General features: G+C 75.8%; 18 protein-coding genes. 8 read left to right on the forward strand and 10 right to left on the reverse strand.

What is annotated here, in order from left to right; translation table 11 throughout:
* From nuoL to nuoN, 3 genes are read left to right on the forward strand one after another with little or no spacing between them, the layout of a single operon-like run.
* Positions 1 to 1,968 carry an NADH-quinone oxidoreductase subunit L gene (gene nuoL / locus ACH4SE_RS19355; protein WP_398544631.1) on the forward strand — a complete coding sequence of 656 codons (1,968 nt, stop codon included), beginning with the start codon at positions 1 to 3 and terminating at the stop codon, positions 1,966 to 1,968.
* Position 1,969: 1 nt separating this feature from the next.
* A complete protein-coding gene (locus ACH4SE_RS19360) occupies positions 1,970 to 3,559 on the forward strand; it encodes an NADH-quinone oxidoreductase subunit M (RefSeq protein ID WP_398544632.1) in 1,590 nt (529 codons plus the stop codon).
* Complete coding sequence (gene nuoN / locus ACH4SE_RS19365) at positions 3,556 to 5,211, forward strand: NADH-quinone oxidoreductase subunit NuoN (protein WP_398544633.1); 1,656 nt, start codon at positions 3,556 to 3,558, stop codon at positions 5,209 to 5,211. The genes ACH4SE_RS19360 and nuoN overlap by 4 nt, the downstream gene beginning before the upstream one ends.
* A gap of 66 nt (positions 5,212 to 5,277) precedes the next feature.
* Here the strand turns inward: nuoN and fxsT are convergent, their stop codons facing one another.
* From fxsT to ACH4SE_RS19380, 3 genes are all read right to left on the reverse strand, one after another.
* Positions 5,278 to 7,497, reverse strand: coding sequence for an FxSxx-COOH system tetratricopeptide repeat protein (gene fxsT, locus ACH4SE_RS19370; protein WP_398544634.1), 2,220 nt, complete (start codon positions 7,495 to 7,497; stop codon positions 5,278 to 5,280).
* A 146-nt stretch (positions 7,498 to 7,643) separates the two neighbouring features.
* A complete protein-coding gene (locus ACH4SE_RS19375; protein ID WP_398544635.1) occupies positions 7,644 to 8,111 on the reverse strand; it encodes a hypothetical protein in 468 nt (155 codons plus the stop codon).
* Positions 8,112 to 8,220: 109 nt separating this feature from the next.
* Entirely contained in the window at positions 8,221 to 8,793 is a 573-nt protein-coding gene (locus ACH4SE_RS19380) for a TetR/AcrR family transcriptional regulator (protein WP_398544636.1), read from the reverse strand.
* A 117-nt stretch (positions 8,794 to 8,910) separates the two neighbouring features.
* Here ACH4SE_RS19380 and ACH4SE_RS19385 point away from each other — a divergent pair, with 117 nt between their 5' ends.
* Positions 8,911 to 9,921 (forward strand): zinc-dependent alcohol dehydrogenase family protein, encoded by a 1,011-nt coding sequence (locus ACH4SE_RS19385; protein ID WP_398544637.1) that lies wholly within the window; start codon positions 8,911 to 8,913, stop codon positions 9,919 to 9,921.
* Here the strand turns inward: ACH4SE_RS19385 and ACH4SE_RS19390 are convergent.
* Positions 9,867 to 10,364 carry a DinB family protein gene (locus tag ACH4SE_RS19390; protein ID WP_398544638.1) on the reverse strand — a complete coding sequence of 166 codons (498 nt, stop codon included), beginning with the start codon at positions 10,362 to 10,364 and terminating at the stop codon, positions 9,867 to 9,869. The genes ACH4SE_RS19385 and ACH4SE_RS19390 overlap by 55 nt on opposite strands.
* A 116-nt stretch (positions 10,365 to 10,480) precedes the next feature.
* Positions 10,481 to 10,732: a hypothetical protein gene (locus tag ACH4SE_RS19395; RefSeq protein ID WP_398544639.1), complete on the reverse strand. Its 252-nt coding sequence runs from the start codon at positions 10,730 to 10,732 to the stop codon at positions 10,481 to 10,483.
* A gap of 116 nt (positions 10,733 to 10,848) precedes the next feature.
* Here ACH4SE_RS19395 and ACH4SE_RS19400 point away from each other — a divergent pair, with 116 nt between their 5' ends.
* Positions 10,849 to 11,433: a TetR family transcriptional regulator gene (locus tag ACH4SE_RS19400; RefSeq protein ID WP_398544640.1), complete on the forward strand. Its 585-nt coding sequence runs from the start codon at positions 10,849 to 10,851 to the stop codon at positions 11,431 to 11,433.
* Between the two features lie 60 nt (positions 11,434 to 11,493).
* Here ACH4SE_RS19400 and ACH4SE_RS19405 read toward each other — a convergent pair whose 3' ends face one another.
* The 4 genes from ACH4SE_RS19405 to ACH4SE_RS19420 form a co-directional block, all read right to left on the reverse strand.
* A complete protein-coding gene (locus ACH4SE_RS19405) occupies positions 11,494 to 12,696 on the reverse strand; it encodes a helix-turn-helix domain-containing protein (RefSeq protein ID WP_398544641.1) in 1,203 nt (400 codons plus the stop codon).
* A gap of 135 nt (positions 12,697 to 12,831) precedes the next feature.
* Complete coding sequence (locus ACH4SE_RS19410; protein ID WP_398544642.1) at positions 12,832 to 12,981, reverse strand: hypothetical protein; 150 nt, start codon at positions 12,979 to 12,981, stop codon at positions 12,832 to 12,834.
* Positions 12,982 to 13,143: 162 nt separating this feature from the next.
* Positions 13,144 to 13,383 (reverse strand): hypothetical protein, encoded by a 240-nt coding sequence (locus ACH4SE_RS19415; protein WP_398544643.1) that lies wholly within the window; start codon positions 13,381 to 13,383, stop codon positions 13,144 to 13,146.
* A gap of 94 nt (positions 13,384 to 13,477) precedes the next feature.
* Positions 13,478 to 14,116, reverse strand: a complete 639-nt coding sequence (locus ACH4SE_RS19420) for an HAD family hydrolase (protein WP_398544644.1) — start codon at positions 14,114 to 14,116, stop codon at positions 13,478 to 13,480.
* A 344-nt stretch (positions 14,117 to 14,460) separates the two neighbouring features.
* On the opposite strand from ACH4SE_RS19420, the gene ACH4SE_RS19425 reads away from it, so the two are divergent.
* The 3 genes from ACH4SE_RS19425 to ACH4SE_RS19435 all read left to right on the forward strand — a co-directional run bounded on the left by ACH4SE_RS19425 (position 14,461) and on the right by ACH4SE_RS19435 (position 22,220).
* Positions 14,461 to 16,902 carry a trypsin-like peptidase domain-containing protein gene (locus tag ACH4SE_RS19425; RefSeq protein WP_398544645.1) on the forward strand — a complete coding sequence of 814 codons (2,442 nt, stop codon included), beginning with the start codon at positions 14,461 to 14,463 and terminating at the stop codon, positions 16,900 to 16,902.
* A gap of 343 nt (positions 16,903 to 17,245) precedes the next feature.
* The gene (locus ACH4SE_RS19430; protein WP_398544925.1) at positions 17,246 to 18,178 is read left to right on the forward strand and encodes an AAA family ATPase; all 933 of its coding nucleotides are present in this window, start codon (positions 17,246 to 17,248) and stop codon (positions 18,176 to 18,178) included.
* Positions 18,150 to 22,220: an SAV_2336 N-terminal domain-related protein gene (locus ACH4SE_RS19435; RefSeq protein ID WP_398544646.1), complete on the forward strand. Its 4,071-nt coding sequence runs from the start codon at positions 18,150 to 18,152 to the stop codon at positions 22,218 to 22,220. Before ACH4SE_RS19430 ends, ACH4SE_RS19435 begins: the two co-directional genes overlap by 29 nt.
* 114 nt (positions 22,221 to 22,334) lie before the next feature.
* Here ACH4SE_RS19435 and egtD read toward each other — a convergent pair whose 3' ends face one another.
* Positions 22,335 to 23,348: an L-histidine N(alpha)-methyltransferase gene (gene egtD / locus ACH4SE_RS19440; RefSeq protein WP_398544926.1), complete on the reverse strand. Its 1,014-nt coding sequence runs from the start codon at positions 23,346 to 23,348 to the stop codon at positions 22,335 to 22,337.
* Positions 23,349 to 23,422 lie beyond the last annotated feature (74 nt).

A 23,422-nucleotide genomic window follows, 5' to 3' on the forward strand; every position in this document is an offset into this window, starting at 1 on the left:
GTGGAAACCCTGATCGGACTGCTCGTCGCGGCGCCGCTGCTCGGCGCGGGCGTGCTGCTGACCGGAGGCCGGCGGCTGGACCGCACCGGCCACCTGCTCGGCACGCTGCTCGCCCTGCTGTCCTTCGTCCTCGGTGCGGTCCTGTTCGTCAACATGCTGGGCAAGAGCGCGGACGACCGCGCTCTGCACTCCCACCTGTTCACCTGGGTGCCGGTCGGCGGCTTCCAGGCCGACGTCGGCTTCCAGCTCGACCAGCTGTCGATGACGTTCGTGCTGCTGATCACCGGCGTGGGCACGCTCATCCACGTCTACTCGATCGGCTACATGGCGCACGACGAGCGCCGCCGCCGCTTCTTCGGCTACCTCAACCTCTTCCTCGCGGCGATGCTGCTGCTGGTCCTCGCCGACAACTACTTCCTGCTGTACGCCGGCTGGGAGGGCGTGGGCCTCGCCTCGTACCTGCTGATCGGCTTCTGGCAGCACAAGCCGAGCGCGGCGACGGCGGCGAAGAAGGCCTTCATCGTCAACCGCGTCGGCGACATCGGCCTGTCGGTCGCGATCATGCTGATGTTCACCACCTTCGGGTCGTTCGCCTTCAACGAGGTGCTGCCCAGGGCGCAGGACGCCTCGGCCACCCAGCACGCGACGATCACCGGGATCGGCTTCATGCTGCTGCTCGCCGCGTGCGGCAAGTCGGCGCAGGTGCCGCTCCAGTCCTGGCTCGGGGACGCGATGGAGGGCCCGACCCCGGTCTCGGCCCTCATCCACGCCGCGACCATGGTGACCGCGGGCGTGTACCTCATCACCCGCTCCGGCGCGATCTTCAACGCCGCGCCGGACGCGCAGACCGCGGTCGTCACCGTGGGCGCGGTCACGCTGCTGTTCGGTGCGATCGTCGGTTGCGCGAAGGACGACATCAAGAAGGCGCTGGCCGGCTCGACGATGTCGCAGATCGGCTACATGGTCATGGCGGCCGGGCTCGGCCCGATCGGCTACGTCTTCGCGATCATGCACCTGGTCACGCACGGCTTCTTCAAGGCCGGCCTCTTCCTCGGCGCCGGCTCGGTCATGCACGGCATGAACGACGAGGTCGACATGCGCCGCTACGGCGGCCTGCGCAAGTACATGCCGATCACCTTCGTGACCTTCGGCCTCGGCTACCTCGCGATCATCGGCTTCCCGGGCCTGTCGGGCTTCTTCTCCAAGGACAAGATCATCGAGGCCGCGTACGCCAAGGGCGGCACCGAGGGCTGGATCCTGGGCAGCGCGGCCCTGCTGGGCGCGGCCGTCACCGCGTTCTACATGACGCGCGTGATGCTCATGACCTTCTTCGGCGAGGAGCGCTGGAAGGAGGCGGGCGCCCACGAGGCCACCCCGTCGCCGGACCGGCCGTCCGTCGAGCCGGCCGCGTCCACGCACGGCGAGCACGGTGCCCCGCACCCGCACGAGTCGCCGTCGTCGATGACGATCCCGATGATCATCCTGGCCTTCGGCTCGGTCTTCGCCGGTGCGGTCTTCAGCATCAACGACCGCTTCCTGAAGTGGCTGGAGCCCGTCACCGGCCACAGCGAGGGCGACTCCCCGCTCAGCGCCGGCACCGTCACCGCCTGCACCATGGTGTGCCTGGTCGTGGGTGTCGGCATCGCCTGGCTGATGTACGGGCGCCGGCCCGTCCCGGCGGTCGCGCCGCGCGGCTCGCTGCTCACCCGGGCGGCCCGCCGCGACCTGCTCCAGGACGACTTCAACCACGTCGTGCTGGTCCGCGGCGGCGAGCACCTCACCCGCTCGCTCGTCTACCTCGACCACTCGCTGGTCGACGGCGTCGTCAACGGCACGGCCGCCTCCGTGGGCGGCCTGTCGGGGCGGCTGCGCAAGCTGCAGAACGGCTACGTCCGCTCGTACGCCGTCTCGATGCTCGGCGGCACCGCGGTGCTGGTGGCCGCGACTCTTCTCATGAGGGCGGTCTGACATGTCCTTTCCTCTCCTCACCGCGGCCGCCGTGGTCCCCGCGGCCGGTGCCGTCGTCACCGCCGCGGTGCCGGCGGCGCAGAAGACCGCCGCCAAGTACACGGCGCTGCTCTTCGCCCTCGCGACGCTCGTGCTCGCGGCCGTCGTCCTGGTCCGCTTCGACCCGGACGGCGCCCGCTACCAGCTGACCGAGTCGCACGCCTGGATCAAGGACTTCGGGCTGCGCTACGACCTCGGCGTCGACGGCATCGGGGCGGTGATGGTCGCGCTCACCGCGCTGCTCATCCCGTTCGTGATGCTGGCCGGCTGGCACGACGCCGACCCGATGGAGCAGACCAGCCGGCGCTGGCGGCCCACACAGGGCTTCTTCGCGCTGATCCTGCTGGTCGAGGCCATGGTGGTGCTGTCCTTCGAGGCCACCGACGTCTTCCTCTTCTACATCTTCTTCGAAGCCATGCTCATCCCGATGTACTTCCTCATCGGCGGCTTCGGCGACCGGGCGCACGCCGGCGGCGAGGAGGAGGCGGCCCGGCAGCGGTCGTACGCGGCGGTGAAGTTCCTGCTCTACAACCTCGCGGGCGGCCTCATCATGCTCGCCGCGGTCATCGGCCTCTACACCGTCACCGCGCACCAGCTCGGCACCGGCACCTTCTCCCTCCAGGAGATCCTCCAGGCCCGCGCCGCGGGCAAGCTCGACATCGCGACGTCCACCGAGCGCTGGCTCTTCCTGGGCTTCTTCTTCGCCTTCGCAGTGAAGGCGCCGCTGTGGCCGCTGCACACCTGGCTGCCCAACGCGATGGGCGAGTCGACCGCGCCGGTCGCCGTCCTCATCACCGCGGTCGTCGACAAGGTCGGCACCTTCGCGATGCTGCGCTTCTGCCTCCAGCTCTTCCCGGAGGCGTCCAAGTGGGCCACGCCGGTGATCCTGGTGCTCGCGCTCATCAGCATCATCTACGGCGCCCTGCTCGCCGTGGGCCAGCGCGACATCAAGCGGCTGATCGCCTACGCGTCCGTGTCGCACTTCGGCTTCATCATCCTGGGCATCTTCGCGATGACCAGCCAGGGCCAGTCCGGCGCGACGCTCTACATGGTCAACCACGGCATCTCCACGGCCGCGCTGATGCTCGTCGCGGGCTTCCTCATCACCCGGCGCGGCTCGCGCCTCATCGCCGACTTCGGCGGGGTGCAGAAGGTCGCCCCGGTCCTCGCGGGCACCTTCCTGATCGGCGGGCTCGCCACCCTGTCGCTGCCGGGGCTCGCGCCGTTCGTGAGCGAGTTCCTGGTGCTGGTCGGCACGTTCACCCGCTACCCGGCGATGGGCATCGTCGCCACCCTCGGCATCGTCCTCGCCGCGCTGTACGTGCTGGTGCTCTACCAGCGCACGATGACCGGCCCGGTCAAGGCCGGCATCGAGGGCATGGCCGACCTCAGGGCACGGGAACTGCTGGTGGTCGCACCGCTGATCGCGCTGCTGCTCTTCCTCGGCGTCTACCCGAAGCCGGTCACCGACATCGTCAACCCGTCGGTGCACCACACGCTCTCCGACGTGCACAAGACCGACCCCAAGCCCGCGCTGGAGGCGAAGAAGTGAGCGCAAGTGCCACGGGCCCCGCTGTCCACAGCCTGTGGACAGCGGCGGCATCCACCGACAAGTTCCCCTCGCCGCACATCGAGTACGCCCAGCTCTCGCCGGTCCTGATCATCTTCGGGGTCGCGGCGCTCGGCGTGCTGGTCGAGGCCTTCGTGCCGCGCCGCACCCGCTACGCCGCGCAGGTCGCGCTGGCCGCTGTCGGCCTCGCCGCGTCCTTCGCGGCGGTGGTGGCGCTCGCCGAGAAGGGCTACGGCACGACGAAGGCGCACATCGCGGCGATGGGCGCGGTCGCCGTCGACGGCCCCGCGCTCTTCCTCCAGGGCACGATCCTGCTGGTCGGCCTGGTCGCCGTCTTCACCTTCGCCGAGCGCCGCCTCGACCCCCGGGCGCACGGCAACCGCGTCGACTCCTTCGCCGCGCAGGCCTCCGCCGTCCCCGGCAGCGACCAGGAGAAGGCCGCTGTCCGGGCCGGTTTCACCAGCACCGAGGTCTTCCCGCTGCTGATGTTCGCGGTCGGCGGCATGCTCGTCTTCCCGGCCGCGAACGACCTGCTGACGCTCTTCGTCGCGCTGGAGGTCTTCTCGCTGCCGCTGTACATCCTGTGCGCGCTGGCCCGCCGCAACCGCCTGATGTCGCAGGAAGCCGCCGTCAAGTACTTCCTGCTGGGCGCCTTCTCGTCGGCCTTCCTGCTCTTCGGCATCGCGCTGCTCTACGGCTACTCCGGCACCGTCACCTACGGCGGCATCTCGTCGGTCGTGGACGGCACCGCCCCGATGACCGCGGCGCTCGCCGACACCACCGGCAACGACGCGCTGCTGCTCATCGGCCTCGCCATGGTCGCGATGGGCCTGCTCTTCAAGGTCGGCGCGGTGCCCTTCCACATGTGGACGCCGGACGTCTACCAGGGCGCCCCGACCCCGGTGACCGGCTTCATGGCCTCCGCCACCAAGGTCGCCGCCTTCGGCGCGCTGCTCCGGCTGCTCTACGTCGTCCTGCCCGGCATGCGCTGGGACTGGCGCCCGGTCATGTGGGGCGTGGCGATCCTCACGATGCTCGCCGGTGCGGTCATCGCGGTGACCCAGACCGACGTCAAGCGCCTGCTGGCCTACTCGTCGATCGCCCACGCGGGCTTCATCCTGGCGGGCGTCATCGCGACCACCCCGTCCGGCATCTCGTCCGTCCTGTTCTACCTCGCCGCCTACTCCTTCGTGACGCTCGGCGCCTTCGCCGTCGTCACCCTGGTCCGCGACGCGGGCGGCGAGGCCACCCACCTCTCCCGCTGGGCCGGCCTCGGCCGCCGCTCGCCGCTCGTGGCGGCGGTCTTCGCGGTCTTCCTGCTCGCCTTCGCCGGCATCCCGCTGACGTCCGGCTTCGCGGGGAAGTTCGCGGTCTTCAAGGCCGCCTCCGAGGGCGGCGCGATGCCGCTGGTCGTCGTGGGTGTGATCTCCTCCGCGATCGCGGCGTTCTTCTACATCCGCGTGATCGTCCTGATGTTCTTCAGCGAGCCGAAGCCGGACGGCCCCACGGTCGCCGTCCCCTCGCCCCTGACGTCCACGGCGATCGCCGTGGGTGTGGCGGTGACGCTGGTGCTGGGCCTGGCGCCCCAGTACTTCCTCGACCTGGCCGACAAGGCCGGGGTGTTCGTGCGGTAGCGGTCGCTCCTCGTACGCGCGGGGCGCGCCTCCTCCCGGGGGCGCGCCCCGCGGGCGTTCCGGGGGTCAGTCCGGGGTGCCGGGTCCTCCGGTGTCGCGCTGCCGCCAGTAGGCGGCGTTCCGGCGGGCGCTGCGGGCGTGGGGGTGGTCCGGGCCGAGGACGCGCGTGATGTCGTCGAGCAGCCCGGCGAAGGCGGCGGCGGCTCCCCGCGGGTCGCCCGCGGCCCCCTGCCAGTGCGCCAGGTGCCCGCGGACCAGGAGCGTGTCGGGGTGCTCGGGGCCCAGGACGCGCAGCGTGTCCCCGGCCAGCCGGGCGTAGGCGTCCGCGGCGGCCGCCGGGTCCCCTGCCTCGCCCTGCCGGGTGGCGAGGTGGCCGCGGGCGGCGAGGGTGTGCGGATGGTCGGGGCCGAGGACGCGCGTCATGTCGGCGAGCAGCTCGGCGTAGGCGGCGGCCGCCGCGGTCACGTCCCCTGCCCGGCCCTGCCGGCCGGCGAGGTGGCCGCGGGTGGTCAGGACGCTGGGGTGGTCCGGCCCGAGCACCCGGACGACGTCCGGCAGCAGCCCGGCGAATCCGGTGGCGGCCGCGGTGGCGTCGCCTGCCTCGCCCTGCCACTTGGCGAGGTTGCCGCGGATGATGAGGGTGGTGGGGTGCTCGGGCCCCAGGACCCGGGTGACGTCGGCGAGCAGGCCGGCGTGCGCGGCGGCGGCCGCGGCCGCATCGCCGGCGTCGCCCAGGCATCGGGCGAGGTTGCCGCGGGCGGTGAGGGTCTGGGGGTGGTCCGGGCCGAGCGTCCGCGTCATGGTGCGGAGCAGGTCCCGGTAGCTGTCCGCTGCCGCGGCCGGGTTTCCCGCCTCGGCCTGGAAGTAGGCGAGGTTGCCGCGTGTGGCGAGGGTGTGGCGGTGGTCCGGGCCCAGGACGCGGGTGACGTCCGCCAGCAGCCGCGCGGTGGACCTGAGGGCTGTGGTGACGTCGCCTGCCGCGCCCTGCGCCTGGGCGAGGTTGTGGCGGGCGGCGAGCGTGTCGACGTGGTCGGGACCGAGGTACGCGGTGGCCGAGTCCACCATCACGCGGAGTCTCGCCGCGGCCGCGGCGGCCTGTCCCGAGTCGCCCAGGCTCTGGCTCGCCAGGTAGAGCACCGTGTGCGCCTCGGGGCGGTAGAGGCTGCCGGTGTGCCCGGCATGCGCCTCCAGAGCGCCGGTGCAGTCGCGCAGCGCGCGGACGAGGACGGTGTCGCGCTCGATCTCCGGCCACACGTCGAGCAGGGCGTCGGCGGCCGTGCGTGCGGCCTCGTCGAAGCGCTCGGCCGGGAGCGCGTCCCGGGTGGCGCGCTGCACGAGCTGGTGCACGCGGACCGCCGGGTGCTCCCCGCCCTCCCCGGGCTCCGGGGCCCGGACGAGGCTCAGCCGGTGCAGTGCGCGCAGGGCTCGCGCGGCTTCCGCCGGGGAGACCGCCTCCCGGTCTCCGCGGTCCGCGAGGTACGCGCGGGCGGGCGTGCTCGTCAGGACCTCGACGGGGATGCCGTTGGCGTCCAGGAACGCGGCGAGCTCCAGCATCGGCCGGGCGAGCCCGGCGGGGCGGAGGCGGTCGGCGTACTCCACCGACAGCTCCCAGGCGGCGGCCACCGTGCGGGTCTGCCCGTCCGGCAGGACGTCGGGGCTCAACTCGTCGAGCCGCGCCGCCCGTTCGGCCAGCAGCTCGCGATACGCGGCGACGGGCAGCCCGGCGTCCACGACGTAGGCGGTGGCCTGCGAGAGGGCGAGCGGGAGGTGGCCCAGTCCGGCGGCCAGGGCCTTCAGCTCGGAGCCGGGCTCCGTACGGCCGTGTGCGGCGAGCGCGGCGGCGAGGTAGGCGGTGGACTCCCGCGGGGTGAAGACGCCGACGTCGATACGGCGGCGGCCCGCGCCGGTCAGGGCCGCGTCCCGGCGGCGGGTCGTGACGACGGTCCGCCCGTTCGGGACGGCGGGCGGCCACAGCCCCGTGAGGTCCGCGGGGTCGGCGACGTCGTCCAGGACGACGAGCCAGCGCCGCCCCTGCGTCTGGAGCCACGTGAGGAAGCGCCCGGCGGCAAGGTCCGGCTGCCCCGGGTCCGCCCCGCAGACGGCGGCGGCGGCCTCCGCGAAGCCCGCGACGACCGCGCTGCGGCTGCCCGCGCCGACCCACACCAGCAGATCCACCCCGCCCGCGGCCCACACCTCGTGGGCGTATTCCGCGGCGAGCTGCGTCTTGCCGACCCCGCCCATGCCGGAGAGCACCTGGCACAGCACGGCGGTGCCCCCGCCGTCCACCGCGGCGCGCAGCCGCGCCCGCTCGGCCCGGTCCTGGAAGGCCCCGGCCCGTTCGGGTACGAGCCCGAACTGCCACGGGGCGGCGGCGTGGTGGCCGCCCGCCCCAGCGGGTGATCTCCCCTCGGCGGCTTGTGCGCCGGGCCCGCTCAGGGAGTGGGCTGCGGGCCCAGCGGGGGAGGGTTTCCCGTCGTCACGGCACCCGTCCTCAGGGCGGCGACCGAGCCCGCGCCCTCCACGTGGACGATGACGTCGCCGGCGATCGCGATCCCGTCGCCGGACGCGACGGCAAAACCGCGGTACTCCGCCAGGGCCGCGGCCACCGCGTCCTTGAGGGCCCGGGCGAAGGCGGTGTCGCCGTCGGCCGCGTCCTTCAGGGCCTGCTCCAGGGACCGGCCCGCCTGCGGGGAGGGTTCCGCGGCCCCCGCGGCCGCCGCCTCCTCGACGGCGGCCAGCGCCTGCTCCCCGCGCAGGCGTTCCTCCACGATCCGGTGGACCCGCTCCAGGCCCGCGTCGAGGGCCGCGTCCACCGTCCGGTCGGGCCCGTCCCTCCCCGTGGCGGTCCTGCGCGCCGCCCAGGCGTGCAGCAGCGCCACCACCGCATCGACTCCGGCCATTCCGGCCCCCTCCGACGCCCGCTGTTCCCCGCCGAGTTGAACGGTAGCGCCGTACGGCCGCCCGGCGTGCCCGGAACGTGCGCACGGGGCCCGCGGGCCCGCCGTCCGGCTACTCGGGGCGGTCGCGCAGGCTCGCGAGGAAGTGGTCTGCGGCGTCCTGGACCCTGGCCCGGTCGCCGGTGGCCAGGAGGTCGAGGAGCAGGCCGCGGATCGTCGCGATGACGAGGGTGGCCTCGCGGGCGGCCGCCGCCGGGTCGGCGTCCGGTCCCTGCGCGGCCTCCAGGGACGCCTTCCAGTCGGCGACGACGTGCTCCAGGAAGCCGGGGAAGCGCCCGGGTTCCTGGAGCGCGCGGCCGTAGGCGGCGAAGAACAGCCGGAACTCGGCCTCCTGCTCCGGGGCGGACGTCCGCTCCCAGACCGCCCGCGCGGCGGCGGCCGTCCCGGTCTCCCGGCCGGTCGCCGGGCCGGTGGCGTCGAAGGTGCGCTCCCGCAGGCGCTCCAGGACGGCCTGGAGCATCTGGTCCTTCGAGCCGAAGTGGTGCACCAGCGTGGTGGGCGACACGTCCAGGGCGGCGGCGACGGGCCGCCACGAGATGTCGTTGAAGCCGTGCTCGACCGTGAAGTCCACGACGCGGTCGAGCAGTGCGGCACGCCGCTCGTGGTCCACGGGCCGCCCCGTCATCGCTGCCTCCTGAGGGATCCGGTTGACTTCCTAGAACGACCGTACAAAGAATGGGGGCAGTGGGCAAGCGGCGTTCCCGGGCGGGATCGCGCCGCCCCCGGTGAGAGGAGTCATGCCATGGCGCGTGTTGTCGTGTTCGACGAGACCGGCGGTCCCGAGGTGCTGCGTCTGGTCGACGAGCCGGTCCCGGACCCGGGCCCGGGGGAGGTGCGGATCAGGATCGAGGCGGCCGGGGTGAACCGGCTGGACGAGCTGACGCGTTCCGGCGCCTCTCCCCTTCCGGTCCGGCTGCCCCACGCGCGGCTGGGCTGCGAGGGCGCGGGGGTCGTCGACGCGGTGGGGCCCGGGGTCGAGGGGCTCGCCGCCGGTGACCCGGTCCTGATCGCCGCCGTGCCCGACATGGTGTCCCACGGCACCTACGCCGACTGCACGGTGCTCCCCGCCTCCCGCGTCGTCAGGCGCCCGGAGGGGCTGGATCCGGTGCGGGCGGCCGCGCTGTGGGTCGCGTACTCCACGGCCTACGGCGCACTCGTGGAGAAGGCCGGGATGCGGCCAGGCGACACCGTCCTGATCACCGCGGCCTCCGGGGGCGTCGGCCGCGCGGCGATCCAGATCGCGCGTCAGATCGGTGCCGTCCCCATCGCCGTGACCCGGCACTCGGCGAAGGAGAAGGAGCTGCTCGCGGCGGGCGCCGAAGCGGTCGTCGCCACCGACCGCGAGGACGTGGCGGAAGCCACCGCCCGGCACACGGGCGGCGCCGGAGCCGACATCGTCCTCGACTCCGTCATGGGCCCCGGCCTCGACGGCCTGGCCCGGGCGGCCCGGCGCTTCACCGGCACCCTCGTCACCGTGGGGTGGCTCGACCCGCGGCCGGCGCCGTACCCGTCGAACGCGATCACCACCCACCGCTACATGAGCTTCGAGCACACGCTCGACCCCGCGGCCGTGCGGCGGATCGCGGCCTTCCTCTTCGCGGGCCTGCGCACCGGTGTCCTGGATCCGGCCGTCGGCCGGGTCTTCGCGCTGGAGGACGCCGTCCAGGCCCACCGGTACCTCGCGGACGACGGGCGCGATCACGGCAAGGTCGTCCTTGCCTGCGCCCCGTCCGCCGGGCCGGTCGCGGCGTAGAGGTCGCGCAGCAGCGCCGCCTCCGCGGTGTGGTGGATCAGCTCGTCCGCGATGTGGAGGGCGAAGGAGCGGCGGGTGGAGGCGGCGTAGGGGCCGGCCGCGGGGCCGACGGGTGCGGCGAGGGCCCCCTCGGGCAGGGCGGCGAGCAGGCCGCGCCAGGCCGCGTACGCCTCCTCGGCGCGGAGGAGCGCGTCCGCGGCGTCCGCGGCCTCGGCTCCGGGTGGGGCGGATCCGGCGGGCAGCCCCAGCCACGGCCCGTTCCGCTCCTCCCGCAGCAATGCGGCGATGTGCCGCAGCCGCCAGCGCAGCGTGAGGTGTTCGTCGGGTGTGGGCTGCCAGGCCCATTCGGCGTCGCCGAGGCCGTCCATCCGCGCGCGGAAGCGCCGCCAGGCGTGGTCGAAGAGGTCGAGGAGGTCGAGGAGGCCGTCACGGGAGGACTTCACCTACTCAGCGTGCACCAGGTGCCGGCGTCCCGGGCCGCTCTCGCCGGGGCGCGGCCGGCCCCGGGGGGAGGATGTCCCGCCCCGCGGGCCCGCAGGCGGCGCCGGGCGTGCGGAGCCTACGGCCGGTGCTCGCGCGCGGAGAGGCGGGCGTGCGCCTTGGTCAGCGCGGGGACGAGGACGTACGCGGCGACGGGTACGACGATGCCGGTCAGGATCAGCGTGCGCAGCAGCAGTGGCAGGCTCGCGATCCTCGGTCCGAGCAGGCCCAGGACCAGGGTGATCACGGGGTAGACGGCGCACCAGGTGATGAGCGCGCGCCGGTGCACGGACGGGGCGGGGGCGGGGGCGGCGGAAGCGTTCGCGGGCATGGCGGGTCTCTCCTCGCGGTCGTGGCCGGATCCATCTCCAACCGGACGGTTGGAACTCTGGCACAGTCGCGCCCAGAACTCCAACCACTTGGTTGGACTTCGGGTAGAGTGGCCGTATGGCCTGGGACACAGCACGGACGAAGCAGCTGCTGCTCGACGCCGCCGTGGCGGAGTTCGCGGAGCACGGCCCCGAGGGCGCGCGGGTCGCGCGGATCGCCGAGCGGGCGGGCGTCAACAAGGAGCGGATCTACCCCTACTTCGGCGACAAGCAGAAGCTGCTCGAAGCCGTGCTCGCGGCGGAGCTGGAGAAGATCGCCGCGGCCGTCCCCCTGACCCCCGCCCACGCCGCCGACCTCGGCGACTACGCGGGCCGCTGCTACGACTACCACCGCGCCCACCCGCACTTCGTCCGCCTCCTGGCCTGGGAGGGCCTCCAGGCCACCTCCCACGTCCCCGCGGAGCCCGCCCGCACGGCCCACTACGCGGAGAAGATCGCCGCCGTGGCCGCCGCCCAGCGGTCCGGCGCCCTCGCCACCGACCTGCCCGCGGGCCAGCTCGTGCACGCGGTGATCGCCCTGACGGCGTCCTGGTTCACCCTTCCCCAGCTCGCCCGCATGCTCCTCCCCGAGGTCACCACCGGCGGCCCGCAGTCCGAACGCGACTGCCTCGTCGCCTTCGTCCGCCGCCTCACCGCGCGCTGAGGCGCGGCCGGGTACGGCCCCGGGAGAGCCGGCGCCGCCACCGGGCACGGTGGGGGCGAGTCACGCGAAGAGCGGCATCCCGATGGCCTCGCTGACGCGGCGGACGCGAGCGGTGGAGACCTTGGCGAGCCGCTTGCCGATCACGCCGGGAAGGGCCTGGTGGCGGACCCACTCGGGGGCGTCGCGCCCGACGTCGACGAGGGTGTCGGCGGCGGCGTCGTAGAGCTTGCACTCGACCTGGGCGAGGGCGACGTCGAGCTTGTAGCGGTTGCGGGCGAGCTTGGGCATGGTGCGGGGGAGTTCCGTGCGGGACGCGAGCCTGAGGGCCTGGCCGTGGTTGCCGAGGGCCACGGCGATACCGACGGCCTCCGTGCTGGCGAAGGTCGGGCCGAAATGTGTGCCGTAGAGGTCGGTGTCGTGGCCGAGGCGGGCGGCGGACGCGTGCGCCTGGGAGAGGTAGTCGTCGGCCATGGTGGCGTTGCCGCCCCGGGAGGCCGCCACCGCGGCCGAGATCATCAACCGTCCATAGGCGACGAGTTGCGCTGTCGTGGGCCGGCTGAACGACGGTTCGATACGGGCGGCCGCGCGCTCGGCGACGGCGGTGGCCCGGGCGGCGCGCGCACTGCGCAGGTGGATCCAGGACAGCGTGGACTCCACGAGCGCGCTCACGTACGGGTCGCCTGCGTCGTTGGCCAGGTTGCGCGCCGACGTCAGCGCGGCGAGGGCGAGGTCGCGTTGGCCGAGCAGCACCGCGCTGGAAGCCGCGTACTGGTAGGTGGTGGCGAGGACGAGCCCGATCTGCTGCCGCTCGTACCCCTGCGCGGATTCGTGGCGCGCCCGGCCCTCCAGCAGCACCTTGGCGCCCAGGGCCGTGAACTTCGGGGTGTCCCCGCGCCAGTACGCCTCGCCCGCCGCGTCCCGCGCCTCCGTGAGGACGGCCAGGTCGCTGGGGTCCGTGAGGCCGTCCCAGTCGCCGAGGGCGCTCGCGTGCACGGAGTCGGAGAGCTGGCGGAGCGCCGCGCGGGTGTCGTGGCTCATGCCGCGCCGGGGGGCCTGCTGGCCGAGGATGACGGCGGTGTCGGTGCGGAGGGCGGCGGCGATCTTGAGGAGCGAGGAGAGGGAGAGCTCGCCGCGGTCCTGCTCGGCCTTCTGGATGAGGCTGAGGGAGAGGTCGGCGGCCTCGGCGAGTTGGGTCTGGGTGAGGTCGGTGCCGCGCAGGTGCTTGATGCGCGCGCCGGTGGTCAGGTCTGCCCAGTTGCTCACGGTCACCTCAGGTGAGGGTCGGTGCACGAACGGCTCGTGCTGTCGATGGTACGGCCGTCGTGACCGGTGCTTCCTTCGTCGCGGGGCGCGTACGGGCGGGCGTACGGCCCCGCGGTGCCGGTGAGCGGGCTGGGGTCAGGCGGTACGGGACGCGGGGCGGCAGGCCGCGGGGTCCGCGCACCAGCGGACGACGGCGACGCGCGACATCTGCTCGATGACGTATTCGACGAGGTCCGCGGTGAGGCGGCCGCAGCGGTCGCAGCGGCGCGGCGGGGGGTCAGTCACCGGTGGCGGCGGTGGCCGACGTCATGGCGACGAGGAAGCCGCCCGCCTTCTCCAACTGCGCGGCCACCTCGTGGTATTCGGCCGGGCGCGGGGAGATCATCGAGCGGCAGGGGGTGAGCAGGGCGCCCGCCTCGCGCCGGCGGACTCCGTCGACGGCGCGGGTCAGGCCCTCGCGGCCCTGCGGGGGAGGAGCCCGGCGCGGTCCTCGATCACGTCGGCGACCGTCCAGCCGTACGTGGCCGCGTAGTCCTCGCACTGCGCCCGTAACGGCGCGCAGTCCGCGCCGGGCGCGGTGCACAGGTAGACGATGACGCGGAAGCGCTCCACGCCGGTGGCGGCGTCGCTGATGTTCCGCCGCCGCTGCTGCTCCTGCGGCGTGCGGGGGGTGTCGTTTCTGACCATGCGTCAATCGTGCCGAACTCGTCACCGTACGTGAAACGACGTGGGGTGCCGCCCGCGGGGCTTGCGCGGGGCGCGGTCGTACGTTCCGTAGGACCTACGCGTCCAGCACCGCGGAGAGGACGCGCTCCAGGTCCGCGAGGGTGCGGTAGTGGAGGCCGATCATGCCGAGGGCGGCGGCCGCGGTGACGTTCTCCTCGCGGTCGTCGACGAACAGGCAGCGGTGGGGCGGGACTCCGGCGCGGTCGGCGGCGATCTCGTAGATCCCGGGGGAGGGTTTGGCCACGCCGACGCGGGCGCTGCTCACGACGTGGTGGGGGAGGTCGGCCAGGCCCAGGGTGCGGAGGTCGGCTTCGAGGCTGAGATCGGCGTTGGTGACGAGCACCAGCGGCATGTGGTGGCGTATCCGGCGCAGGAGGGCGACCACCGCGGGGTCGGCGCGGAAGGGGGCGCGGGTCATGGCGGCGGCCAGCTCGGCCGCCTGGGCGGCGGACACGCGGTCGGTGAGGCCCGCGGCGATGGCGGCCGCCCACTGCGCCTTGGTGATCCGGCCGAGCAGCAGCGGGCCGTCCACCTCGGGGGCGAAGGCGACCGCGGCGGTGGTGCCCGCCGGGAGGCCCGCCGCGCGTTCGAGGGCGGCGAGCGCGGAGGTGTCGAAGAAGCGGATGACGTTGTCGAGGTCGCACAGGACCGCGTCGAAGGGCCTGGCCGGGCCTGCTGCGCCGTGGGTCGTCACGAGGCATGCATAGCACGGCCCGGGGCCGTTGCGGCGGTCGAGGGCCTGCCACTGCCGCCCGGGGGGGAGGCCCCGGGCGGCACCGCCTCCGGGCCGGGCCCCGCCTCGTCCTTGTGCGTGGGCCGCGCCGCGCACAGGTGGTGCCGGCCGGCAGCGGTCGCGCGGCGCGGCAGGCGGCGGTCACGCCGTGGGGGCCGCCGTGGCCGGGCGTGACCGCATCCCCCCGTCCCTCACCGGCCGCACATGACGTGGCGGGGACCGGCCGCCGCCGGACGCTCGCCCTCCCCGCCCCGCCCTTGCCCGAACTCGGGCCCTGGACTGGGGACTTCTGGCACAGTGGGCTCATGGGGGAGTACCCGGCCTCGGGCCACGGCGAGCACCACCGCCACCCGTACGCCCAGGGCCACGCCCCCGCCGAACCGCCGGAGCCGCCCGAGGACTGCGGGCCGCTCCCCCCGGCGGGAGAGAGGCCCGTACGGCCCGCGCCGCCGCCGTCGGCCCCGAAGCGGTACGGGCGGCCGCAGCCGTCCGGGCCGTCCGCGCCCCCGGACGCCTGGCCCGCGGGCGGCGCGCCGCCCCCGGCGCCCGGGCCGTACGGCACCGCGCCCCTGCGCCCCGCGGCGGAGCCGCCCCAGGTGCCGGGGCCCTTCGCTCACGGGGCCGCCGCGTCCTCCGCCCCCGCGGCGCCCCCCGTGGCGCCCCTCGCGGGTCCGGGCCCGCTGGAGTGGGCCGCGCCCGTGGCCTCGGGCGGCGCCGCCGGGCAGCACTGGCCGGGCCCGGTCTCCGCGCCGGACGACGGCGTTGCCGACCCGGACGCCCCCGTGCGGGCGGCCTGGGTGGCGGTGTGCTCGGCCGCGGACGGCACGCTCGCCGGTGCCGGGGTGGTCGTCGCCGACGGAGTCGTCCTGACCTGCGCGCACGTCGTGAACGCGGCGCTCGGGCGGGACCGGCTGGCCGCCGCGGAGCCCGGGGACGCCGAACTCGGCGCTGTCGCGCTCGTGCTCCCCGCGGCAGGGCCCGGCCGTCACCGGCCCACCCTCGTCCGGTGGGACGCCCCGCGGGCCGCCGCCCGGTCCGGCGTGTGGGACGGCGACCTCGCGCTGCTGCGGCTGCCCGCGGACGCGCCCGCCGTCCCGCCCGTGCGGCTCGGCGAGGTGCCGTTCGGCGGCAAGGCGTGGGCCTGGTACGCGACGGGCGACGGGCGCACCGCCGTCGACGTGCACGTGCAGAAGACGCTCGGCCCGTGGCTGCTGCTGGACCCGGGCAGCGCCCAACTCGCCGTGCGGCCCGGCTACAGCGGCGGTCCGCTGTGGGATTCCGCGGCGGGCGCGCTCGTCGGCGTCATGGTCGGCGTCGAGCACGAATTCCGCCGGTACTACGCGATCGGGCCCGCGGCCGTCCGCACGCTGCTCGCCGGTGCGGGACTCGCCCCCGCGGGCCCGCGCAGCCCGCACGACGCCTGGCTGCACGCCCGGCTGACCGGCGCCCTGGGCGCACTGCCCCCCGAACGCCACTCACGGGGAGCGGAGTTGCTCGCGTGGGCGCTGCGGCTGCCCGGCGGCCCGCCGCGCACCGCGCACGAGGCCGCCGACGCGGCGCTGGCCCACCCGCGCGGCCTGCCCGCGCTGCGGGACGCCTTCGCCGATCCGGCGGCTCCCGAAGCAGGCCCCGTCGAACGGGAGCTGGCGGAGGCCGTCGCGGGCGCCTCGCCCGTGCGGCTGCTCGGCCCCGACGACCACGCGCGTCTGAGCGCCCTGCTCGCCGCCGTGCCGCTGCCGGGCCTGCTCGCCGCGGCGCGTGCGGCCGTACCGTACCTGCCGCTGTACGCCGGCCGGGTGCCGGACACGGCAGCGCTGCTGGACCAGCTGGAGGACCGTGCCGCAGAGCCCGGCGTGATGCCGCCGCTGCTCCAGGTCGTGGAGGAGACGGCGGCGCTGCGGGCGGACCTGCGCGCCGGGCTGCACGAGTGGAGCGGCCGCGTCGCCGCGCGGCTGCGCGTACGGCCCGGCGCGCTGGAGCAGGTCAGGGCGGACGCCAGGGCCCGCGCCCGGACCCGCGCCCGCGCCCTGCCCGTGCTGCGGGTGTGGCTGTGGGAACGCGGCCGGGACGCCTTCAGCTACGTCATCCGCCTCTACGACGGTGACGACCGGCCCCTGCACACCTGGTCCGCGGAGGACACCCCGCGCCGCCACACCGACCTGTGCGCCGAACTCGCCGACGCCGTGCGGACACTGGCCGACCAGGGCCAGAACGCGGGCGTCGAGTTCCTGCTGGAGCACGGCTCCTTCGGGCTGCCCTTCGACCGCTGGCCCATCCCCGTACCGGAAGTGGGGCCGCGCATGCTCGGCACCGACCACGTGGTCGTGCTGCGCGGTCAGCGCCGGCCGTCCCGCGGCCCCTGGGAGCGCCGCTGGGGCAGTCTCGGCTCGGCCGCGAGCGTCGTCGGGGACGCGGAGTCCGCGGACGAGCTGCTGGGCGAGGACCTGGACGCCGCCCTCGTCCTGGCCGCCTGCGCGCCGTCCGAGATCGACCGTGTCCTGGGGCTGTGCCGGCACTACGGAGTGCCCGTGGTGCTGTGGCACCGGCAGGGCGAGGGCGACGCGGGCGCGCTGCTCGAACTCGTCGGCGACGACTGGCGGCGCTCCCTGCGCGAGGAGGTGCGGCGGCGCCGCGTCAAGGCCCGCAACGACGAGCGCAAGCTCGGCGCCCACCTCGCCCTCCTGTGGGAGGACCCCCGCTGGGACCCGCGCCGCGCCGGCCTCGCCGAGCCCGTCCCCCTCGACTGACCGCCCCGGCTCCCGTTCCCACCCGACGACACCACGAAAGGCGGCCCCCGTGACCGGCGCCCCCGGCACCCCCGCAGGACCCGACGAGCCCGCCGCCCCCGCGCCCGGCGCCGGGGCGGCCGCGCCCGGGTCCGGTGCGGGGCCCGGAGGAGGCCCGGGTGCGCCGGTGTGGGGCGCGCCGCCCGCGGGCGAGGGCACCCCGGCGGGCGCGGGGCGGCCGGGCGAATCCGGCGGCCCGGGCCCGCGGGAGACCGGGACACCGTACGGTTCCGCTCCCGGCGGCCCCGCCCCGCGGCCGCGGGAGCGGCTCTTCCGCGGGACCGGCGAGCGGTACGCCGACGACGTGCCGCTGCCCGAGCCGCCCCCCTGGCGGCAGGCGCGGGCGGCCGGTGGCGCCCGCACCTCCCGGCCGTACCTGATCGGCCCCGAGCAGGTGGAGGTCGTCAACGCGGCGCTGCGACTGCGCCGTCCCCTGCTCGTCACGGGCAACCCGGGCACGGGAAAGTCCTCGCTGGCCTACGCCGTCGCCGACGAACTCGGCCTCGGGCCCGTCCTGGTGTGGCCCGTCAACACCCGCTCCACCCTCACCGACGCCCTCTACCGCTACGACGCGATCGGCCGCCTGCGCGGCGACGGCGGCCCGCCGGACGCCGGGGCGGGGACCGGCAGCGCGGCCGGCGTGGGCAGTTACGTGCGGCTCGGCCCCCTCGGCACCGCGCTCGCCACCCGCCACGAGGGCCGCCCCCGGCTCCTGCTCATCGACGAGCTCGACAAGAGCGACGTCGACCTCCCCAACGACCTCCTCCACGTCCTGGAGGAGGGCGAGTTCACGATTCCCGAGCTGGCCCGGCTGCCGGAGAGCCCCGAGGGCGTCCCCGTCTTCACCGAGGGCTCGCACGAGCGCGTCACCGTCCACCGCGGCAGCGTGCGCTGCGCCGACTTCCCGCTCGTCGTCATGACCAGCAACGGCGAGCGCGAGTTCCCGCCCGCCTTCCTGCGCCGCTGCGTCCGGCTGGAGCTGCCCGACCCGGGCCCGCGCCAGCTCCAGGACATCGTCCGGGCGCACTTCGCCGAAGCCGGGCCCGGTGCGCTCGCGGCGCACTGGCCCGCGATCGAGGTGCTGATCGAGAACTTCGTCGCGCGCCGCGACCTCGGCGGCCTGGCCACGGACCAGCTCCTGCACGCCGTCCACCTGCTGCGGCAGGGCGTCCAGCCCGGCGAGCGCCACCTGCGGGAGGCGGTGCTGCGTGAACTCCACGACCGGGGAGGGCGATGAGCCCCCCGGCCGCCCGCCCGCACAGGGACTGGTGCGGGACGCCCGCGGGGCCGCCGGTCCAGGCCCCGGGCCCGAGGGCGCCCAAGGCGCCGGGCCCGGGGAGACCGGCTCCGCGGGCCACGCCGGCGGGACCGAGCCGGAGTCCGCGCCCGGGCGCGTCCAGCAGCTCCACGCCGTCCTCGCGGGCGCCGGCGTCGACCTGACGCCGGGCGAGCTGGCCGACGTGCTGTGGCTCGCCCTCGCACAGGGCAGCCCCGGCCCGCCGGCGGGGCCCGACGTGCGCGTGACGCACGCCGGGCTCGGGCGGCTCCACGCGTCGCGCGGGGACGCCCTCCTCGAACCCCGGGCCGGTCTCGCGCACGAGCCGCGCAGGCGGCAGCGTCCCTCGCCGCGGTCCGGGCGGGGGTCCTCGCACGAACCGGCCCCCGCCACCCCGCCCCCGCCGGAGCGGGACCCGGGAGCACCCGTACCCGCCGCGGACCGGCAGCCCGGCCCCGCCCCCCGCCGCCCCGTCTACGCCCTCGCCGGCACCCGTCCCGGCAGCGACGCCGCGCCCGTCCGCGTCCCCGGCGTGCCGGGCCTGCCCAACCCCCTCGACGTCGTCCGGGCGCTGCGCCCGCTCAAACGGCGCGTCTCCTCCCTGCACCGCTACGAGCTGGACGAGGCCGCGACCGCCGAGGCCATCGCCGACAGCGGCGGCCCCGGCGTCGTCCTGCGCCCCGAACGCGCCCGCTGGCTCGACCTCGTCCTCGCCGTCGACGACGGGACCGGGCTGCGCGTCTGGCAGGACACCCTCGCCGAACTCACCCGCGTGCTCGGCACGTCCGGCATCTTCCGCACCGTCCGCCGCGTGGGCTTCGCGACCACGCCCGTCAACTCCGCCGTGGTGGACGGCGACCGCACCGCCGTGCTCGCCGTCACGGACGGCGTCGGTCCCGCGTGGCGCTCCGGCGCCGCCCACCGCACCCTCGCCGCCTGGGCCCGCAAGGCGCCCACCGCCGTCCTGCACCCCCTCCCGCTGCGCCTCTGGCAGAGCACCGCGCTCCCCGCCGAGCGCCGCCGCGTCCGCAGCGGCCGCCCCGCCCCCGCGAACCACCTGCTGCGCGCGTACGACCCCTGGCTCCCGCCGCACCTCGCCGCGCCCCTCGAACTCCCCGTGCCCGTCCTCGAACTGGGCGACTGGTCGCTCGGCCCGTGGGCGTCCCTGATCGCCTCGCACGGCGGCAGCGCGGATCTCCACGTCGTGGACGCCGCGGCTCCGGCCCCGCCCCCGCCCCGGCCCGCATCCGCCGCCGCCCCCGCCGAGCGCCTGCTCGCCTTCCAGGAGACCGTCAGCCCCGAGGCGTACGAACTCGCCGCCCACCTCGCCTCCGTGGACCCCCTCACGCTGCCCGTCATGCGTGTCGTCCAGTCGGCGGCGCTGCCCGGTACGAGCCCGTCCTGCCTCGCGGAGGTGCTGCTCAGCGGTCTCATGCGGGTGGACGCCCCGCTCGCGGGCTCCGACGTCTTCACCTTCGACCCCGACGTGCGCGCCCTGCTCCGCACGGCCGTCCCCGCGACCGACGCCCGCCGCACGGTCGGCGCCGTGACCGCCTATGTCGCCGAACGCCTGGGCCGCGCCCCGGACTTCCCCGCGCTGATCGCCACCCGCACGGGCACACTCGCGCTGCCGGGGGAGGCCGCCCCCTTCGCGGAACTCCCCGCCCCCGCGGAGCGGGCCGCACCGGCGCGGGAGCCGGATCCCCACGCGGGCCTGGAGCCGCACCCGTCGGAGCGGTACGTGGTGGGGGTGTGGGACCAGGGCCAGGAGGTGCCCAGGTCCGGCTACCTGGTCGCCGAGGGCCTCGTCCTCACCGCGGTCGACAGGCGGCAGGGGCAGCGGCATCAGACCGCCCAGGTCGGGATCGAGCACGCGGGCGGCCACGGTGCCGAGCCCGCCTGGCTGGTGGCCGTGTCCGGCGAGGCCCTGCTGTACCGGCTCGACCGTGCGGGCGCGCTCCCGGTCCAGGTGCCGCCGCTGCTGTGGGGCCACATGGAAGGGCCGGGAGGGCCCTACGGCGTCACGGTGGCGTGCGCCGCCTACGCCACACACACCGACCCGGTGCAGGGAGAGCTGCAGTTCAGCCTCGACCGGAGCGCCGTCCGTGCGGAGGCCGGCGGGCAGCAGGGTGACGCCCCGCCCGCGGGCGGCGTTCCGCCGGTCGCGTACCACCTCGACCCGCCCCGGCTCAGGATGCTCAATCTGGGCCTCGGCGGGGCCGGCGCGACCGTCTTCGCGCCCGCCGCGACCGGTGCGGCGGTCTTCGACGGGGACGCACTGTGCGGCGTCGTCGTGGGCCCCGGGGGAGAGCCGGGCGCGGGCGGCGGTCTCCTGATGCTCCCGACGCCGGGCTTCGCCCTGCGGGAGTACTTCAACCAGGTTCTCGGCTCCCCGCGGATGGATCTGCACCGCACGGGCACACCCCCCTCGGAGCCGCCGCCCCCGCGTCCGCGCACGGAGCGCCCCCCGCCTCCCGGCGCGCCCGGGGCGCCGCGGAGCGTGGACACCGCCGCGTCCTGGCCCCCGGTCCCGAGGGCGTACCCGTACCAGCCGCCCGGCCCGTCGTCCGCCCCGCCCCCGGCGGCACCGTCCGGCGGCATGCCCGCGGCCCGGGGCCAGGACGGCTTCCCCCCGGCGGACCCGTCCCCCCTGGCCGGGTCGACGCCGTACCGTCCCGGCGGCCCCGTCCCGCCGCCCGGCGCTGCCGCACCGGCCGGCGACGGGACGCCCGGCCTCACCCCGCCCCCGCCCCCGGGCGGGACGACCCCCGACGAAGCCGATGCGCTGGATGAGCTGGAAAGGGCGGCGCTGCCGGAGGGCGCCAGGGCCACGGGCGTGCTCGTGCTGCGCGGGCCCGCCCCCGCGCGCTGGGCCGTCGCGACGACCTTCGCGGCCGAGCACGCGCGGGACTTCTCCGGCGTGCTGTGGTACCGCCGGACGGCCCATCCGCTGCCCTCCGTCCTGCCCGGCCGGGACGAGGCGCCGCTCCTCGTCGTCCTGGCCGACGGCGAGGACGAGATCCTGCTGCCGCAGGGCGACGGCCTGCTGGTGCTGGCGCTGGGCGACGGGCTCGCGGGACGCGGCTACCAGGAGATCAGGATCGGTCCCGGCCCGGCAGCGGAGCGCGCGGAACACCCGCTCCGCCTCACCCCGGCACCGCCACCCGGCCGGTCCGGCGGGCAGGGCGCGCCGCCGCAGCCGCCCGCGAGCGTCGCGGGGGACCTGCCCGGGCAGATCCTCGACGACCTGCCCCGGCTGCTGCCGTGCCTCGCGCCCGGGGTGCCTTTCGACATCCTCGAATTCCTGTGGCCCCCCGGCCCGCTGACCGCCGCGCTGGGCGCGCCGCCGGGCGAGCAGCGCCCCCTGGAGATCAGCTGGGGCAGCCGTCAGGTGAGCCTGCCGGCGGGGCAGGCCGGCCGCGGTGACCCCCGGGGCCGGGAGCTGGCGCTGCGGATGCTGCTGCGCGCCTACGGTGAGGAGGCGCCGCCGCACCGCCCCCGCCGCCCCGTGGGGCCGGCCGAACTCGCCCGGCACGTCGTCGCCTTCGCCGCCGCTGTCCCGCCCGGGGAGGACGACGAGTACGGTGTCCGGCTCTTCGCCCGCGCCGCGCGCCACCTGTTCCGGTACGGCGACGCCCGCACGGCCGTCCGCCTCGGGGAGCGCGTGCTCTCGTACCTCGAACGGAGCCCGTCGGGCGGCGCGCGGAATCCGCCGGTGCTGGAGTCCCGCGCCGAACTCGCCCGACTGGCCGTCGACTCGGGCCTGGACGCCTTCCTGGCCCTGTCCGGGGAGACGGCGGCCGCGTACGCGTTCGGCTACGCGGAGTCCCAGCTGGTGGACGTGCACCGCCGGCTCGCCGCCGCGCTGGAGGCGTACGGGTCCGGCCGCGGAAGCGCCCTTCCGGCCTTCGAGCAGGCCATCGAATGGGCCGTCGACACCTTCGGCCGCTTCGACCCGCTGACGCAGGCCATCCAGTCCACGGCGTCCGGCCTGGCCCTGTAGACCCCGCGGCCGGGGGCCCGGTACGGGACCGGGCCCCCGGCCGGGGGCGGCGTGCGGCGTCGTCCTGCCCGGCCGCGCGGCTGCCCGCACCTCCCGGCTAGGCGCCGCGCGCGGTCAGTTCGGCACCGCCAGCAGCAGTGCGAACCGCTCGTCCGGGTCCGTCCACCACTGCCGTACGGTGAAGCCCCCTTGGTGCAGCTCCGCCGTGAGCGATTCGCGGCGGAATTTGCACGACAGCTCCGTCCGCACCTCCTCGCCCGCGGCCAGCGACAGTCCCAGGTCCACTCCCGGGATCTTCACCGACTGCGCCGTGCGCGAGCGCAACCGCATCTCGATGCGTTCCTCCTCCGCGTTCCACAGCGCGACGTGCTCGAAGGCGTCGGGGTCGAAGTCGGCGCCCAGCTCACGGTTGAGCACGTGCAGCACGTTCTTGTTGAACTCCGCGGTGACGCCCTGCGCGTCGTCGTAGGCACGGACGAGGACGTCCGGGTCCTTGACCAGGTCCGCCCCCAGCAGCAACACGTCGTCGCTGGTGAGGGAGAGCGCGAGGGTGCGGTAGAAGGCCTGGCGCTGGGCGGGGTCGAAGTTGCCGATCGTGCTGCCGAGGAAGGCCAGCAGGCGCGGGCCGGGCTCGTCCGAGAGGGGCAGGCCGGCCTCGAAGTCGGCGACGGTCGCGGTGACGGTGAGGCCGGGGTAGTCGCGGCAGACGGCCTCGCCCGCCTCGGCGAGAGCGGCTGCGCTGACGTCCAGCGGCGCGTAACGCACCAGCGTGCCCCCGGCGGTGAGGGCGTCGAGCAGCAGCCGGGTCTTGCGGGAGGAGCCCGAGCCGAGTTCGACGAGGGTGGCCGCGCGGGTGACGGCGGCGATCTCGGGGGCCCGCCGGACGAGGATCTCCTGTTCGGCGCGGGTCGGGTAGTACTCCGGCAGCCGGGTGATCTCCTCGAAGAGGTCGCTGCCGCGCTTGTCGTAGAACCACTTGGGGGGCAGCGTGCGCGGCGCGTCGGTGAGGCCCTTGCGGACGTCGGCGTGCAGCGATTCGGTGAAGTAGTCGGCGGGCAGCCGGTCGTCGAGGGTGAAGCGGCTGTCGGGGGCGGCCGTCACCTGAGTGGGCCTCTTCTGCTCGGGCATGGTGCGGTGCTCCTTGCGGTCGGCAGCGGTCCTGGGGGGACGCAGCGGGACGATCCGTACTCCTGCGGTGGTGG

The organism is Streptomyces sp. NPDC020983, assembly GCF_044333485.1.
Lineage (GTDB): Bacteria > Actinomycetota > Actinomycetes > Streptomycetales > Streptomycetaceae > Actinacidiphila.